Source organism: Desulfosarcina widdelii (genome assembly GCF_009688965.1).
Lineage (GTDB): Bacteria > Desulfobacterota > Desulfobacteria > Desulfobacterales > Desulfosarcinaceae > Desulfosarcina > Desulfosarcina widdelii.
The window spans coordinates 3,992,958-4,008,597 of sequence record NZ_AP021875.1 but is presented as its reverse complement, the minus strand read 5'-3'; the positions used below and the strand labels follow the sequence as shown (position 1 = coordinate 4,008,597).

Genomic DNA, 15,640 nt, shown 5'->3' with positions numbered 1-15,640 from the left:
GGCATAGAAAAAGCGAAGGGTCACGACTTTTTTTTTGCCGGATCATGCTTATGATAAACCAAGCATAACGAACAGGTGCGGCTTTTCGCTAAAACCGAATTGACAACACCCTCTTTTCAGGAGGACACCATGTGGGATTATACGGATAAAACCAAGGATCATTTTCTCAACCCGAGGAACGTGGGATTCATCGACGATTTCGATGGGATCGGCGAGGTTGGCTCCCTGGCCTGCGGCGACGCCCTTAAACTGACCTTCAAGCTGGATGAAAACGAGCGCATCGCCGACGCCAAATTTCAGACCTTCGGATGCGCCAGCGCCATCGCCTCCTCGTCGGCCCTGACCGAGATGATCAAGGGGCTCACCCTGGATGAGGCCGCCAAGGTGACCAATGAGGACATCGCCGACTATCTGGGCGGCCTGCCCAAGGAAAAGATGCACTGCTCGGTCATGGGCCGGGACGCCATGGAAAAGGCCATCGCTTACTACCGCGGGGAAGCGGAGAAGAAGATCGATGGCGAAATCGTCTGCGAGTGTTTCGGGGTGACCGACAAACAGATCGAGCGGGCCGTGAAGGAGAACGGGCTGGTAACCATCGACGAAGTGACCGATTACGTCAAGGCCGGCGGCGGATGCGGCCACTGCCACGATAAAATCCAGTTCATCATCGACGATGTGCTGGGAAACACGCCCAAAGCGGCAAAAAAACCGGAAGCGCTGACCAACATCCAGAAGATCAAGATGATCGATGCCACCCTGGATCGGGAGATCAAACCGGCCCTGAACCAGGACGGCGGCGATATCGAGCTGGTGGACGTGGACGGCAACCGTGTGCTGGTCAAACTGCGGGGTACCTGTGCCTCGTGCAGCAAATCCGAGATCACCCTGAAGCATTACGTGGAATCCAAGCTCAAGGAACTGGTCTCCCAGGAACTGGTCGTCGAGGAGGTGTAGCCGATGGAAACCGTCTATGTTGACAACAATGCCACCACCCGGGTCGCACCCGAGGTGGTCGAGGCGATGACGCCTTATTTTTCCGATTTTTATGGCAATCCCTCCAGCATGCATGCCTTCGGCGGCAGCGTGGGCGCCAAACTCAAGACGGCCCGCGAGCAGGTGGCCAGCCTGCTGGGGGCTTTGCCCGAAGAGATCGTTTTCACGAGCTGCGGTACGGAGAGTGACAGCACCGCCATTCATGCGGCCCTGCAGTCCAACCCGGACAAGCGCCACATCATCACCACCCGGGTGGAGCATCCGGCGGTGAAGAACCTGGTCGAGCATCTTGGAAAAATCGGCTACCGAACGACCTTTGTGCCGGTGGATCGCCAGGGTCGCCTGGACCTGGATTTTCTCTATGACCGTCTTTCCGACGACACGGCCATCGTCAGCGTCATGTGGGCCAACAACGAGACCGGAACGATTTTTCCCGTCGAGGAGATCGCCCGCAAGGTGCGCCAGCGGGGCATCGTCTTTCACACCGATGCGGTCCAGGCGGTGGGAAAGGTCCCCATCGACATGGGCGATTCGGCCATTGATATGCTGTCCCTTTCCGGGCACAAACTGCATGCCCCCAAGGGTATCGGTGCGCTCTACGTGCGCAAGGGCACCAAGTTCGCTCCGTTTCTCATGGGCGGGCATCAGGAGGGAGGCCGCCGGGCCGGAACCGAGAATTCCGCCTCCATCATCGGGCTGGGTCGTGCCGCCCAACTGGCCACCGAATGGATGGATGAGGAAAACAGCCGCGTGCGGGCCTTTCGCGACAAGCTGGAAAGCGAACTGCTCAAGCGGGTGCCGGCCAGCATGGTCAACGGCGATCCGGAAAACCGCCTGCCCAACACCACCAGCATCGCCTTCGAATATATCGAGGGCGAGGCCATTTTGCTGCTCATGGACCAGCACGGCATCTGTGCCTCATCCGGATCGGCCTGTACTTCCGGTTCCCTGGAGCCTTCCCACGTGCTGCGGGCCATGGGGGTGCCCTTCACTGCGGCCCACGGCTCCATCCGCTTTTCCCTGAGCATTTACAACACCGAAGAAGAAATCGACTTCATCATCGACAAGATGCCCCCCATCATCGAGCGGCTGCGCCAGATGTCGCCTTTCTGGCGGGAGGGGCAGTTCGCCTGATTTGGGTTTAGATACCCGGGTGTCCATTCTGCGCCGTGAGTTCCCGGCTTCGTCTCACTATGCGACAGTACCCAAATTGTCAGAGTTTGCCTATCTGACGGCGAAGATCGAAAACGATTCGGATTTTCCCCTCCTGCCGGGCAAGGCCAATATTTTCTTCGACGATGCGTTTGTTTCGGTATCGGCGCTTTCTCTGGTCATGCCGGGCCAGGATATGGAGGTGTCCCTCGGCGCCGACGAAGGCGTCGCCATTGAACATCGATTTTTAAAGCGCTTCAATAAAAACCAGGGCCTTATGCCCAAGCGCGTCAGCGAGCAGTTCGACTACCAGATTCGCATTACCAACAACCGTAAAAAAGATATCGAAATCGATGTCTTCGACCAGCTCCCCATTGCCCAGGACAAGGAGATTTCGGTAAAGGCGATCACGCCGTCGTTCAAGGACGAAAAGACTGGTGCCACGCTGGACGATGAATCCAAAATCAAGTGGCAGGCTGCATTATCCGCGGGAGAGAAACATGAGCTGCCGCTCAGCTTTATTGTCGAGTGTCCCGCCGGCCAGCTCTTGAGCGGTCTTTGATTGCTACGGCAGCGGCTCCTGGGTGTAGGCAATATTCGCTGCTTCGGAGGAGTACACCTTCAGTTCTTTGCCCAGACGAAGGTCCTCCACAAAATCGGGATTGAGCAGCATGGATTTTCCCGATAGGGCGATGTCGGCGTCTTCGAGGGCGGCATCTGCCGTTTGGCGGTCAAAAATTTTGCCGCAGATCAGAAGCGGCAGTTTTGTCACTTCCCTGGTGAGCTGGGCCATATTCTTGTCCGTACCAAAGGCGGGGGTCTTGAAATTATAGGTCGATACCGAAATCGCATCGATGGGTTCTTCGTCCAGCAGGTGGATGCATTCCTGCCATTCTTCCCGATCCGCAAACAGGGACACTTCCATGTCGGCAATCGCCCAGTTGGAAATGCGGAATAGCAGCATTCGGTCGTCGGGGATATTCTCCTTGACGGCCCTGATCACTTCCCTGGCAAACCGGAATCGGTTGGCAACCGATCCGCCATACCCGTCTGTCCGCTGGTTGCTGTAAGAGGAGAGAAACTGGCTGATCAGGTAGCCGTGGGCGCCATGGATTTCAATGCCGTCAAAGCCGGCCTCAACCGCTCCCTTTACACTCTGGACAAACCCGTTGATGACGTGGTTAATATCGAATTGACTCATTGCTTCGGGAAGCGGGTACGGGCTTTGCGTGAGGGGATTGTCCTGTTTGGGAGCAATGGCGCTGGGGGCAATGGATCGCTTCGCCGGATTGATTTCAGGCCAGGCCATCCGGCCGCAGTGGAAAAGTTGGATAATGGCTTTGGAACCGGCGTCCTGGATTTTCCGGACCACCGACTTCCAGGCATCGATCTGGGGCTGGGTGGCTATCCTTGCCTGTCCGGGATACCCTTGGGCACTTTCGTAATCGGTGACCAGCGCTTCGGTATACACGAGCCCGGCCCCGTTTTCGGCCCGGCGAACCAGAAAATCCAGTACATCTTTTCTTGGGATGCTGGTCTCGTCGCCGGACATTCGGGTCATCGGCGCCACGCCAATTCGGTTTTTCAGGGTATGATTTTTGATCTGAAAGGGTTGGAAAAGTTTATCTTTTGACATGGTCTACTCCAATACTATCGGTCATGATGAAAAGATCGGGGTTTCAAGTACCACATCGTGGAAGTTAAGATAAAAATCGAAAAGGGCAAGGGGCGATGTTCCTGGATCATGCCGAGCCTGACTCCCCCATTGAGCTGGAAGATGATTCCAGAATTCGGTGGCAGGTTCCTTCATTCCGGGAGAGACACGGGAGCGGTTGTTTCTTATGGTCGAACAACCTGCCGGACAACGTTTGAACAGGCTATACTCTCAAAATAAAGGAGCCTGCCGGGTTGAGCGGCAGGACCCTTTTCCAAATCAAAATGTTCTCCCATCATTGTTACGCCATGGGGTCGTTATGATAATTTATTGTCCTGTAGGATTTATTGTTCCGTTGCAGAATTGATTTTCGCTTTCACTTGCTCTACCAGCCATTTGATCCAGGCCTCAAGCCCCTCTTCGGTCTTGGAGGAAATGTCGAAGATGGGCATGCCGGGGTGAATCTGGCCGATGGTTTTTCTGGCCAGTTCCATGTCGAAATCCAGATAAGGGAGCAAGTCGATTTTGTTGAGCAGGGTGGCGTCGCATTCGCGGAACATCAGGGGATACTTGGCGGGTTTGTCTTCTCCTTCGGTGACGGAAAGAACCACCACGCGTTTGTCCTCGCCGATGTCGAACTCGGCCGGGCAGACCAGGTTGCCGATGTTCTCCACGATGAGCAGGTCAATGGCATCCAGATCCAGGTCGGCCACGGCCTTTTCCACCACATGGGCGGCCAGGTGGCAGTCGCCGCCGAACTCGTCGGTATTGATCTGGATCACCGGGGCACCGGATTCGGCCAGGCGGTCGGCATCATTGGTGGTGCAGATGTCCCCAACGATGACTGCGCAGCGCAGGTCCGGCATGATGCGGGCCAGGGTTTTCTGCAAGGTGGTGGTTTTACCGGAGCCCGGCGAACTCATCATATTGAGCACGAAGACCTTGTGCGCGGCGAAATGGGAGCGCATGCGGTCGGCCATGATGTCGTTGGCGTCCAGCACCCGCCGGACCACCTTGATCTCTCGGGTTCCCGATTTGCGGGTTTCCACATTGTGATCGTGGTGGTGATGATGGTCGTGGGGACCGTGGTGGTGATGACTATGGTCGCGATGATACCGTTTGGGGATGCGATTGGCAAAAAACCACATGATTAATCCTCGTCTTCGATTTCGATGGAGGTAATGTCCAACTCCCTGCCGGATAGTATATCGATATTGCCGCTCTGGCATTTTTTACAGGTAAACACCGCTTCGGTCACGGTCCACTGGGTGTTGCAGTCCTTGCAGCGGGCCACCACTGGCAGCTCCTCAATGGATAGTTCGGCGCCTTCCAGGGGGGTATCCTTGGTCACCAGGTCGAAGCAGAAGCGCAGGCTTTCGCTTACGATGGCCGACAACTTGCCCACCTGGAGGTTGACCCGCTGGACCTTAGCGCCTTGCATATCCTGCGGTATGGAGGCCTTGGCAATATCCACGATCTCCATGGCAATGCCCATTTCGTGCATGGATTGTCCTTTCCAGATGACTGAGGTCGGAGGACCGATGTCGGATTTCAGATTTCAGAATCGATCAATTACCATCTGGTCAAAATTAGTTCAACCTTCTAAAAAAACGGACGGTCCATAAAGACCGTCCGCATAGAAAAGTGTCAATCCAATTGTAACCAGAAAGAGTGGAACATGCCGTTTATGGCTGTTTATCATTTAAACGTTTCGGAACACACATCCTTTAAATACGCCAGGTTCTCGCAGACGTTGATCCCGTTGGCCTTCATGGCCGCAACCTTGCTCTGGCCGGTGCCGCTGCTGCCACTGATGATAGCGCCGGCATGGCCCATGCGCCGCCCCGGAGGCGCCGTGAGACCGGCGATGAAACCTACCACCGGTTTGGTGACGTTAGCCTTGATGAACTCGGCGGCTTTTTCCTCGGCATCGCCGCCGATCTCGCCGATCATGACGACCCCTTCGGTGGCCGCGTCAGCCTGGAAGCGCTCCAGGCAATCGATGAAGTTGGTCCCGTTGACCGGGTCGCCGCCGATGCCGATGCAGGTGGTCTGACCCAGACCGGCGAGGGTCAGGGCATGCACGGCTTCGTAGGTCAGGGTGCCCGAGCGGGAGACGACGCCGATTTTGCCGGGTACATGGATCGGGCCGGGCATGATGCCGATCTTGCACTCGCCGGGGGTGATGATCCCGGGACAGTTGGGCCCGATCAGGCGCACCGGTTTGTCCTTGAGATAGTTTTTCACCCGCATCATGTCCATCACCGGAATTCCCTCGGTGATGCAGACGATCAGGGGAACCTCGGCATCGGCCGCCTCCATGATGGCGTCAGCGGCAAAGGGCGGGGGCACGAAAATCATGCTGGCATCGGCGCCGGTGGTTTTGACGGCATCGGCCACCGTATTGAATACAGGGACCTCGTCCATCTTCTGCCCCCCTTTGCCGGGGGTAACGCCGGCCACCACCTGGGTGCCGTATTCTACGCATGCGCGGGCATGGAACTGGCCTTCTTTTCCGGTAATCCCCTGCACCAACAATTTGGTCTCTTTATTGACTAAAATGCTCACGATTCAATCCTCGCTGGTTTGACGGCTTTGTAAAAAGCCCGATATCTGCGTTACGCTCATCCTTCGTCATTGGGACGTATGTTGAATACGCCTCATTCCTCAGGAATCGCAAGCCTTGATCTCGGCGCTTTTTGCAAAGCCGTCCGAGATTCCGAGTTTACTACTGGATGGCTTCCTGCAATTTCTCGGCGGCGTCCTTGAGGTCCTTGGCATTGATCAGATCCAGGCCTGATTCCGCCAGGATTTTGCGCCCCTCTTCCAGGTTGGTGCCTTCCATGCGGATGATCACCGGCACGCGCATGCCCACCTTTTCGGCAGCCTGGACAACGCCGTTGGCCAGCCGGTCACAGCGCAAAATGCCGCCGAAGATGTTGATCAGGATCGCCTTGACGTTCTCGTCGCTCTGCAGAATACGAAAGCCGTTTTCGATCTGCTCGGCGCTGGCGCCGCCGCCTACGTCGAGAAAGTTGACCGGCTTGCCGCCGGCGTACTTGATGCAGTCCATGGTGGCCATGGCCAGACCGGCGCCGTTGACCATGTTTCCCACGTTCCCGCCTTCGCCCAGGTGAATGTAGTTCAGGCCAAAGCCTCCGGCCTCCACCTCGGTGGGGTCCTCTTCATCCAGATCGCGGTATTCCTTTACATCCGGGTGGCGATACAAGGCGTTGTCGTCGAAGTCCATCTTGGCGTCCAGGGCGATGACGTCGTTTTCGGCGGTGATGATCAGCGGATTGATCTCCACCAGCGAGCAGTCGTAGTTGACGGCCAGGTTGAACAGGTTCTTCAACAGCACGGTGAACGGCTTCATGCATGCCGCCGGCATGTTGAGCCCGAAGGACGCTGCCCGCAGGTGGTAGCCCTGGATTCCTACGTTGGGATCGACGTATACCTTGATAATCTTCTCCGGAGTCTTTTCGGCGACATCCTCGATATCCATGCCGCCGGCCTCGGAGGCCATGATGATCATCTTGGCCGTGGCGCGGTCCGGCAGGATGGAGAGGTAGAGTTCCTTGGCAATGTTGAGTCCCTGCTCGATGAGCAGTTTCTTGACCCGTTTGCCGCCGGGGCCGGTCTGCTTGGTCACCAGGTTCATGCCCAGGATGCTGTTGGTGTATTCGTCGAATTCCTGTTCGTTTTTCGCCACCTTAACGCCGCCGCCCAGCCCGCGACCGCCGGCGTGGATCTGGGCCTTGACCACCACCGGATAGGCACCCAGTTTTTCGGCTACCGACTTGGCTTCGTCGACGGTAAAGGCAACGCTGCCGTCGGGAACGGCGACGCCGTTTTTGCGGAACAGTTCTTTGGCTTGGTACTCATGGATTTTCATGGGAGGACCTCTTCTCTCCTTTGATTGTTGGTTCGTGCCCATCCATAAATGGCCAGTTTGCCCGATATTTGCGTTAAACGAAAAATTTTATCCTCGGAATATCAACCATATACCTCCGGTAAAATTTTTCGAAAGCCTTGATCTCGACCAAATTTGCCTATTTATGGATAAACACTCATTCGTCGGACTCGAAAGGTCGCAAAAAAATAAGCATGGTTGTCTGCCGGGGCCGACGACCATGCTTATTTTTTAGCGTTCGTCCATAACTGTTATTTATTTCAGATGCTGATTTGTTCGCTTCGTTAAAATTGATATGAAATTTCCAATTGCCCCTCTACCCCATGGCCAGCTCTTCCCATGGGATAGAGGGGCTTTCCAATGCTAAATGCTACCCGGAAAATTTTTATCCGATCACGCAGAGCACGTCGCCCTTGCCCACGGAATCGCCCGACGAAAAGTTGATGGCCTTGACGGTACCCGAAGCCGGTGCGGCCAGGGCGTTTTCCATCTTCATGGCTTCCAGGATGACGACGGTCTCGCCTTCGTTGACCGAGTCGCCCACATTCTTCTCGTACTTGACGATCATGCCGGGCATGGGCGCGGACAGCGGGGTGCCTTCGGCGTCTGCAGCGGGCGCCGGTGCCGGTGCGGCGGCCTTCTTCTCTGCCGGTGCGGCTGCCGGAGCTGCCGGGGCCGCGGGTGCGGCCGGTGCAGCAGCGGGCGCGGGTGCGGCCGGGGCCGCTGCAGGGGCACCGCCGGAAAGCTGAATCTGCTGGGCATACTTCAGGATCGGGCTGCCGCCGACTTCATCGACGCCCACCTCGAAGTACTCGTTGTCCACAAAAACGTTGAAGGTGCGGGCGTTTTCGCTCTTGGCCGGAGCGTCCTTCTTCTTCTCCACCAGTTCGCCGGCCTTGGCCTTCTTGATCAGTTCGTCCTTCTTCTTGACCTGCTCCAGGGTAATGGGTTTCACGGACTCGGGCGGTTCTTCCTTACCGTACTTCCACTGCAGGAATTTCTTGCCGGTAACGGGAAACATCGCATAGGTGACCAAGTCGTCCATATCCACGGCCAGGTCCCCGATCTCCTCCTTGGCCTTTTCCAGCTCCGGCTCCAACACCTCGGCCGGACGGCAGGTGATGGGCTCCTCGCCGCGGTCGTAGCCTTTGAGGGCTTTTTTCTGCACTTCATCGTTGATGGGCACGGCGGTCTTGCCGTACAGGCCGTAGCACAGGTCCTTGACCTGACCGGTGATCATCTTGTAGCGCTCCTCCGGGGTGTCGAAGAGCACGTTGTTGACGGTCTGGATGCCCACGATCTGGCTGGTGGGCGTGACCAGTGGGATCTGGCCGAGATCCTTGCGGACCTTGGGAAGCTCTTTGTAAACTTCGTCGATCTTGTCCAAAGCGTCCATGTCGCGCAGCTGGTTGACCAAGTTGGAAAGCATCCCGCCCGGAGTCTGGTGCAGCAGCACGTTGATGTCGATGACGGACATCTTGGAATCGTCGAGCAGATGTTTGTACTTGGGCATAACCTCTTTTTCGAAGATCTCGTTGATCCGGGCCAGCAGTTTGATGTCGAAGCCGGTATCCCGGTTCGTGCCCAGAAGGGTCATCACCAGCGGTTCGACCGCGGCGTGGGAGGTGCGGTAGGCATAGGGGCTCATGCAGGTGTCGATGATGTCCACGCCGGCCTCGATGGCCTTGAGGTGGCTCATGGGGCTCATGCCGGAGGTGAAGTGGCTGTGCAGGTGAATGGGCGGTTTGACGGCGGCCTTGAGGGCCTTGACGATTGCATAGGCGTCGTAGGGGGCGATCAGGCCGGCCATGTCCTTGATGCAGATGGAGTCGGCACCCATGGCCTCCAGATCCTTGGCCTTGTTGACGTAGTAGTCCAGGTTGTAGACTTCACCGCCCAGGCGCGGCTCGGTCATGGTGTAGCAGATGCAACCCTGGAAGTGTTTGCCGTATTCCTTGATCTTGGGCACTACCGTTTGGAAGTTGCGGTAGTCGTTGAGTGCGTCGAAGGTGCGGAAGATGTCCATGCCGTTTTCGCAGGCGCGGTCCATAAAGGCGTTGGCCACGTCGTCGGCGTAGTTGCGGTAGCCCACCAGGTTCTGGGCGCGCAGCAGCATGGAGAAGGGGGTCTTCTTGAAATAGCGCTTCAGGGTTCGGATCCGCTCCCAGGGATCTTCGTTGAGAAAACGGTGCATGGTGTCGAAGGTGGCGCCGCCCCAGGTTTCCACAGCCCAGAAGCCCACCTGGTCCATCAGTTCGGCCACGGGGATCATGTCCTCGGTGCGGCCACGGGTGGCGAACAGGCTCTGGTGGCCGTCGCGGAGGCTCAGATCCATGATCTTTACCGGATTTTCCGCTTTCGGCCGGTCAACATCGTAATTCATGCTGGTCATTTTGACTTGATCGTGATCACTCATTGTATGGGTCTCCTCTTAAAAATTGGAAGTTAGTAACTCGTCCATTTTTTCGACTTCACCGGCTTAGCGGAGTCGGTTAAAGGTTTTCATCTGCATGAGGGTGCGCATCTGCATCATGCCCTGCCTGCCGGCCATGGCCCACAGGTTGCCCTGGTCAAAACGGCGGGGCTGAGGTTTTTCTGGCGGCGGCATGACCAGCGCCTCCTCCTCGGTCTGAATATAGGCAGAAACCGCGGCCAGGGCGGCGGCCAGTTTTTTTTCATTAGCTTCCATAGATCATCCCTTTTCGGATTCGGTTGTCGGTTGCAAAGGCCGCTACATGGGGATGTTGCCGTGCTTTTTCCCCGGTCGCAGTTCGCGCTTGCTGCACATGATTTCCAAGGCGTCGATGAGTCGGGGCCGGGTTTCGGCCGGCTCGATAACCGCATCGATATAGCCCCGCTCGGCCGCACAGTACGGATTGGAAAACAGGTCCTCGTATTCGGCGATCTTCTCGGCACGCTTGGCCTTGGGATCGTCGGCGCCCTTGATCTCCTTGCGGTGAATAATGTTGGCCGCGCCGGCGGCGCCCATGACGGCAATCTCGGCCGTGGGCCAGGCCAGGGCATAGTCGGCACCCAGATCCTTGGAGCACATGGCCAGGTAGGAGCCGCCGTAGTCCTTGCGGGTTACCAGCAGCAGTTTGGGTACGGTGGCTTCGCTGTAACACCACAGCAGCTTGGCACCGTGGCGGATGATGCCGCCCCATTCCTGCTGACTGCCGGGCAGGTAGCCGGGCACGTCGGCGATGGTGAGCATCGGAATGTTGAAGGCATCGCAAAAGCGGATGAAGCGGGTGGCCTTGTCCGAAGCGTTGATGTCCAGGCAGCCGGCCATGACCTTGGGCTGGTTGGCGATGATGCCGATGGTGCGGCCGTTGAGCCGGGCAAAAGCCGTCAGGATGTTGGTGGCGAAGTACTGGAAAGGTTCAAAGAATTCGCCGTTGTCCACGATGGAAGCGATCACATCGCGCATGTCGTAGGACTGGTTGGGGCTGTCCGGAATGATTTCGTTGAGAGCCTCGTCCGTGCGGGTGGGGTCGTCGCCCGTATCCACGATGGGCGGTTCCTCCATGTTGTTGGCCGGCAGGTAATCCAGCAGGCGCTTGATCTGATTGATGGCGTCTTCGTCGCTCTCGCAGGCGAACTGGGCCACGCCGCTCTTCTCGTTATGAGCCATGGCGCCGCCAAGGTCCTCGAAGTTGATCTCCTCACCGGTGACCGATTTGATCACCTCGGGGCCGGTGATGAACATGTAGCTGGTATTCTTGACCATGAAGATATAATCGGTCATAGCCGGCGAGTAGACCGCACCGCCGGCCGTGGGCCCCATGATGGCCGAAATCTGGGGAATCACGCCCGAGGCGAGGGAGTTGCGGTAGAAGATCTGGCCGTAGCCGGACAGCGCGTCCACGCCCTCCTGGATGCGGGCGCCGCCCGAATCGTTGAGGCCTACGAAGGGGACGCCGGCTTTCAGGGCCATGTCCATGACTTTGCAGATTTTCTTGGCCTGCATTTCGCCCAGGCTGCCCGCCCGGGAGGTGAAATCCTGGGCAAAGGCGAAGACCGGGCGGCCGTCCACCAGGCCGTGGCCGGTGATGACGCCGTCGGAGGGGATATCGACATCCTCCATGCCGAAATTCACGCAGCGGTGTTTGACGAACATGTCCACCTCGCGAAAGGTTCCCTTGTCGAACAGCTTGTTCAGCCGTTCCCGGGCGGTCAGCTTGCCTTTTTCTTTGTGCTTGGCGACCAGCTTTTTTCCGCCCATCTCAAGAATACGCGCCTCGCGCGCCTTGAGATCATCGATTTTTTCCTTCACAATACCCATGTCAGATTCCTTTCACCTAAAAGTGCAGAACTTTTGACTAGCCGGCAGGGGGGTTGGGAAAAATCAGCGCCAGCCGTCATCAAATTAAATATTTCTAAAATATCCAAAAGGTTGTAGATAATTTTCCTGACAAATACTTATATTAAAATAAACATTAAATCTTCTAGACTCAATGGTCCTTGTCAAGCAAAAAAAGGAGCGTCTCGGCCCCCATCGTGGGCGACAGATCGCCCCGCTCAACGGAGGCCTCGATCTCTCTCAAACGTTCACCGACAGCCGGGTGGTCGAAAAAGCGGTCCTTGAGACCGTCCTCGATGCGCGACCACATCCAGGCCAGGGCCTGTCGGCGGCGTTTTTCCTCCAGTTCGCCGGTGGCAGACATTTTACTGCGGTAGTCCTTGATGGTTTCCCAGATGGTATCCACCCCGGCCAATGTGAGGGCGCTGCAGGTCAGCACCGGCGGCGACCAGGTCGGGGTCGCCGGGTTGAGCAGATGCAGGGCCATTTCATAGGAGCGTCGGGCCTTTTCGGCTTTTTCACGGTTGTCCCCGTCGGCCTTGTTGATGGCCACGGCGTCGGCCAGTTCCAGCACCCCCTTCTTGATGCCTTGAAGCTCGTCCCCGGCGCCGGCCAGCATGAGCACCAGGAAAAAATCCACCATGGAGGCCACGGTGGTTTCCGACTGCCCCACACCGACCGTTTCCACGATAACCACGTCGAAGCCGGCCGCCTCGCAGACCAATAGCGTCTCGCGGGTCATGCGGGCCACGCCGCCCAGGGTGCCGCCGGAAGGCGAGGGGCGGATAAAGGCCTCCGGTGCCACCGCCAGCCGCTCCATGCGGGTTTTGTCGGCCATGACGCTGCCGCCGCTGCGGGTGCTGGAGGGGTCCACCGCCAGCACCGCCACCCGATGACCCGATTCCACCAGCATCATGCCGAAGCTTTCGATGAAGGTGCTTTTGCCGACACCGGGGACGCCGGTGATGCCGATGCGTGCGGCTTTGCTCGCATAAGGAAGCAGGCCGTCCACGACGCTGCGCCCCAGTTGCCGATGCGTGGGATGTGCGCTTTCGATCAGGGTGATGGTTTTGGCCAGGATGCGGCGGTTGCCGGACCGGACACCATCGATATAGAATTGGGGGTCTGTTTCACCCATTCGTGTAACCGGCTTCTAAATAATATGATTAAACCCGAATCCCCGTAGCCAAATGGTTGGGGGCAACGGAGACGCGAGGGCTTACGACCTCTTTGCTATTCCCCACGGGGAGGGACGAAAAATTTTTCGCCCGTACGATCATTATCGATTCCTGCCGCGGGAACGACATGGCCGGTATGCTTTTTACCGGCCCAACAATTAAGCTATCCAGCCTCTCCAACCAGGGCATTGAGCACCTTGTTAGCCGATTCGGTGATGGCCGTTCCGGGACCGAATACGCCCACGGCGCCGGCTTTGTAAAGAAAATCGTAGTCGCCCGGCGGGATGACGCCGCCGACAATGACCTTGATATCTTCGCCGCCAGCTTTTTTGAGGGCTTCGATCAACTGAGGCACCAGGGCCTTGTGGCCGGCGGCCAGGCTGGAGGCGCCCACCAGGTGGACGTCGTTCTCCACGGCCATCTTGGCCGCTTCCTCCGGGGTCTGGAACATGGGGCTGATGTCCACGTCGAATCCCAGATCGGCAAAGGCGGTGGCCACCACCTTGATACCGCGGTCATGGCCGTCCTGGCCCATCTTGGTGAGCAGGATGCGGGGCCGGCGACCCTCCTTGTTCTTGAAATCGTCGGTCCTTTTGCGGATCGATTCGATAATTTCGCTTTCGGCATACTCCGAGGCATATACGCCGGATATGCACTGGGTGGTGGCCACGAAACGGCCGAAGACCTTTTCCATAGCGTCGGAAACTTCGCCCACGGTGGCCCGGGCGCGTACGGCCTCGATACTGGCCGCCAGCAGGTTGCCGCCGGATTCGGCCGCCTGGGTAACGCCGTTGAGGGCGCTGCGCACGGCCGCATCGTCCCGGTCGGCTTTGAGCTGGTTGATCCGGGCGACCTGTTCCTCGCGCACCTGCTCGGAGACTTCCAGCACGTCCATGGGCGTCTTTTCATCGATCTTGTACTTGTTAACGCCCACGATGACATCAAGCCCCTGGTCGATGCGGGCCTGCTTGCGGGCCGCCGATTCTTCGACGCGCAGCTTGGGCATACCGGTTTCGATGGCCTTGGCCATGCCGCCAAGCTCCTCCACCTCGTCGATGATTTTGCGAGCCTCCTTGATGATGCCGTCGGTGAGGGCCTCGATATAATAGGAACCGCCCAAAGGATCGACGGTGTGGCAGACCTGGGACTCCTCCTGGATGATGATCTGGGTGTTGCGGGCAATGCGGGCCGAAAAGTCTGTGGGCAGGCCCACCGCTTCGTCAAAGGAATTGGTGTGCAGGCTCTGGGTTCCGCCCAGTACCGCGGCCAGGGCCTCCAAAGTAGTACGGATGATGTTGTTGTACGGATCCTGTTCGGTCAGGCTCCAACCCGAAGTCTGCACGTGGGTGCGCAGCATGGTGGATTTGGGGTTTTTCGGGTTGAACGGCTTGATCAGGTCGTGCCACAGGAAGCGGGCCGCCCGAAGCATGGCGATTTCCATGAAGAAGTTCATGCCCACGCCGAAGAAAAAGCTCAGACGCGGGGCAAAGGCGTCGATCTCCAGACCGGCCTTTATGGCCGCCCGAACGTATTCCAGCCCGTCGGCCAGGGTAAAGGCTGTCTGCAGCACGCTGTTGGCGCCAGCCTCCATCATGTGATAGCCGCTGATGCTGACCGTGTTGAATTTGGGCATATTTTCGGAACAATAGGCGATGATGTCCGATACGATGCGCATGGATGGCTCGGGGGGGTAGATGTAGGTGTTGCGGGTCAGGTACTCTTTGAGAATGTCGTTTTGAATGGTGCCGGCCAGCTGTTCCTGTTTAACGCCCTGTTCTTCGGCGGCCACGATGTAGCCGGCCATGATGGGCAACACGGCCCCGTTCATGGTCATGGAGACGCTCATTTTGTCCAGGGGGATCTGATCGAAGAGCACCTTCATGTCTTCGATGGAATCGATGGCCACGCCGGCCTTGCCCACATCGCCCATGACCCGGGGATGGTCGGAATCGTAGCCGCGGTGGGTAGCCAGGTCGAAGGCCACCGACAATCCTTTCTGGCCGGCGGCCAGATTGCGACGGTAGAAGGCGTTGGATTCCTTGGCCGTGGAAAAACCGGCGTATTGCCGAATGGTCCAGGGGCGACCGGCGTACATGGTGGCCATGGGACCGCGAACATAGGGGGCGAAGCCGGGAAGGGTGTTGACGTGGGGCATACCCGCCACGTCTTCGGATGTGTACAGCGGTTTGACGCGGATCCCTTCCGGGGTGTCCCATTCCAGGTCTTCCAGGGCCCTGGCCCGGAGCTGCTTGGTGGCCAACTCTTTCCATTTGTTCAAATCGGGATGTTCAGACATTTGATGCTCCTTTTGCTAACCGGATTAGTTGGTGCTCATCCAGAAATGCTTTCCTATTTCTGGATGAACACCAGTTATCGTAAAGGTTTTTTCACCGTAAGGTCCTGCCGGCCTCCCGGCGAACGGCATTCGATTCAGACTGAAAGCCTGC

Annotated in this window: 13 protein-coding genes; 3 read left to right on the top strand and 10 right to left on the bottom strand. The window is 57.7% G+C overall.

From position 1 onward, the window contains the following. The first annotated feature begins 129 nt into the window (after window positions 1-129). The 3 genes from nifU to GN111_RS18410 are packed head-to-tail and all read left to right on the top strand — an operon-like array spanning window position 130 to window position 2,707. Window positions 130-954 carry a Fe-S cluster assembly protein NifU gene (nifU, locus tag GN111_RS33555; RefSeq protein ID WP_176603297.1) on the top strand — a complete coding sequence of 275 codons (825 nt, stop codon included), beginning with the start codon at window positions 130-132 and terminating at the stop codon, window positions 952-954. Between the two features lie 3 nt (window positions 955-957). Beyond that, window positions 958-2,127 (top strand): cysteine desulfurase NifS, encoded by a 1,170-nt coding sequence (gene nifS / locus GN111_RS33550; RefSeq protein WP_176603296.1) that lies wholly within the window; start codon window positions 958-960, stop codon window positions 2,125-2,127. A gap of 1 nt (window position 2,128) precedes the next feature. Then, window positions 2,129-2,707 carry a DUF4139 domain-containing protein gene (locus GN111_RS18410; protein WP_155305152.1) on the top strand — a complete coding sequence of 193 codons (579 nt, stop codon included), beginning with the start codon at window positions 2,129-2,131 and terminating at the stop codon, window positions 2,705-2,707. Window positions 2,708-2,710: 3 nt separating this feature from the next. Here the strand turns inward: GN111_RS18410 and GN111_RS18405 are convergent, their stop codons facing one another. From GN111_RS18405 to scpA, 10 genes are all read right to left on the bottom strand, one after another. Beyond that, a complete protein-coding gene (locus tag GN111_RS18405; RefSeq protein ID WP_155305151.1) occupies window positions 2,711-3,781 on the bottom strand; it encodes an oxidoreductase in 1,071 nt (356 codons plus the stop codon). Between the two features lie 362 nt (window positions 3,782-4,143). Continuing rightward, window positions 4,144-4,947 carry a hydrogenase nickel incorporation protein HypB gene (gene hypB / locus GN111_RS18400; protein ID WP_155305150.1) on the bottom strand — a complete coding sequence of 268 codons (804 nt, stop codon included), beginning with the start codon at window positions 4,945-4,947 and terminating at the stop codon, window positions 4,144-4,146. 2 nt (window positions 4,948-4,949) lie between these two features. Continuing rightward, complete coding sequence (gene hypA / locus GN111_RS18395) at window positions 4,950-5,303, bottom strand: hydrogenase maturation nickel metallochaperone HypA (protein WP_155305149.1); 354 nt, start codon at window positions 5,301-5,303, stop codon at window positions 4,950-4,952. Window positions 5,304-5,497: 194 nt separating this feature from the next. Continuing rightward, window positions 5,498-6,367 (bottom strand): succinate--CoA ligase subunit alpha, encoded by an 870-nt coding sequence (gene sucD, locus GN111_RS18390; protein WP_155305148.1) that lies wholly within the window; start codon window positions 6,365-6,367, stop codon window positions 5,498-5,500. A gap of 160 nt (window positions 6,368-6,527) precedes the next feature. Next, window positions 6,528-7,694 carry an ADP-forming succinate--CoA ligase subunit beta gene (gene sucC / locus GN111_RS18385; RefSeq protein WP_155305147.1) on the bottom strand — a complete coding sequence of 389 codons (1,167 nt, stop codon included), beginning with the start codon at window positions 7,692-7,694 and terminating at the stop codon, window positions 6,528-6,530. A 403-nt stretch (window positions 7,695-8,097) separates the two neighbouring features. Further along, window positions 8,098-10,128, bottom strand: coding sequence for a pyruvate carboxylase subunit B (locus GN111_RS18380; protein WP_155305146.1), 2,031 nt, complete (start codon window positions 10,126-10,128; stop codon window positions 8,098-8,100). Window positions 10,129-10,191: 63 nt separating this feature from the next. Beyond that, a complete protein-coding gene (locus GN111_RS18375; RefSeq protein WP_155305145.1) occupies window positions 10,192-10,401 on the bottom strand; it encodes a hypothetical protein in 210 nt (69 codons plus the stop codon). A 42-nt stretch (window positions 10,402-10,443) separates the two neighbouring features. Continuing rightward, the gene (locus GN111_RS18370) at window positions 10,444-11,997 is read right to left on the bottom strand and encodes an acyl-CoA carboxylase subunit beta (RefSeq protein ID WP_155305144.1); all 1,554 of its coding nucleotides are present in this window, start codon (window positions 11,995-11,997) and stop codon (window positions 10,444-10,446) included. 169 nt (window positions 11,998-12,166) lie between these two features. Next, complete coding sequence (gene meaB / locus GN111_RS18365; RefSeq protein ID WP_155305143.1) at window positions 12,167-13,153, bottom strand: methylmalonyl Co-A mutase-associated GTPase MeaB; 987 nt, start codon at window positions 13,151-13,153, stop codon at window positions 12,167-12,169. Between the two features lie 203 nt (window positions 13,154-13,356). Beyond that, on the bottom strand, window positions 13,357-15,489 hold the full coding sequence (scpA, locus tag GN111_RS18360; protein WP_155305142.1) for a methylmalonyl-CoA mutase: 2,133 nt from the start codon (window positions 15,487-15,489) through the stop codon (window positions 13,357-13,359). Between the last annotated feature and the right edge of the window lie 151 nt (window positions 15,490-15,640).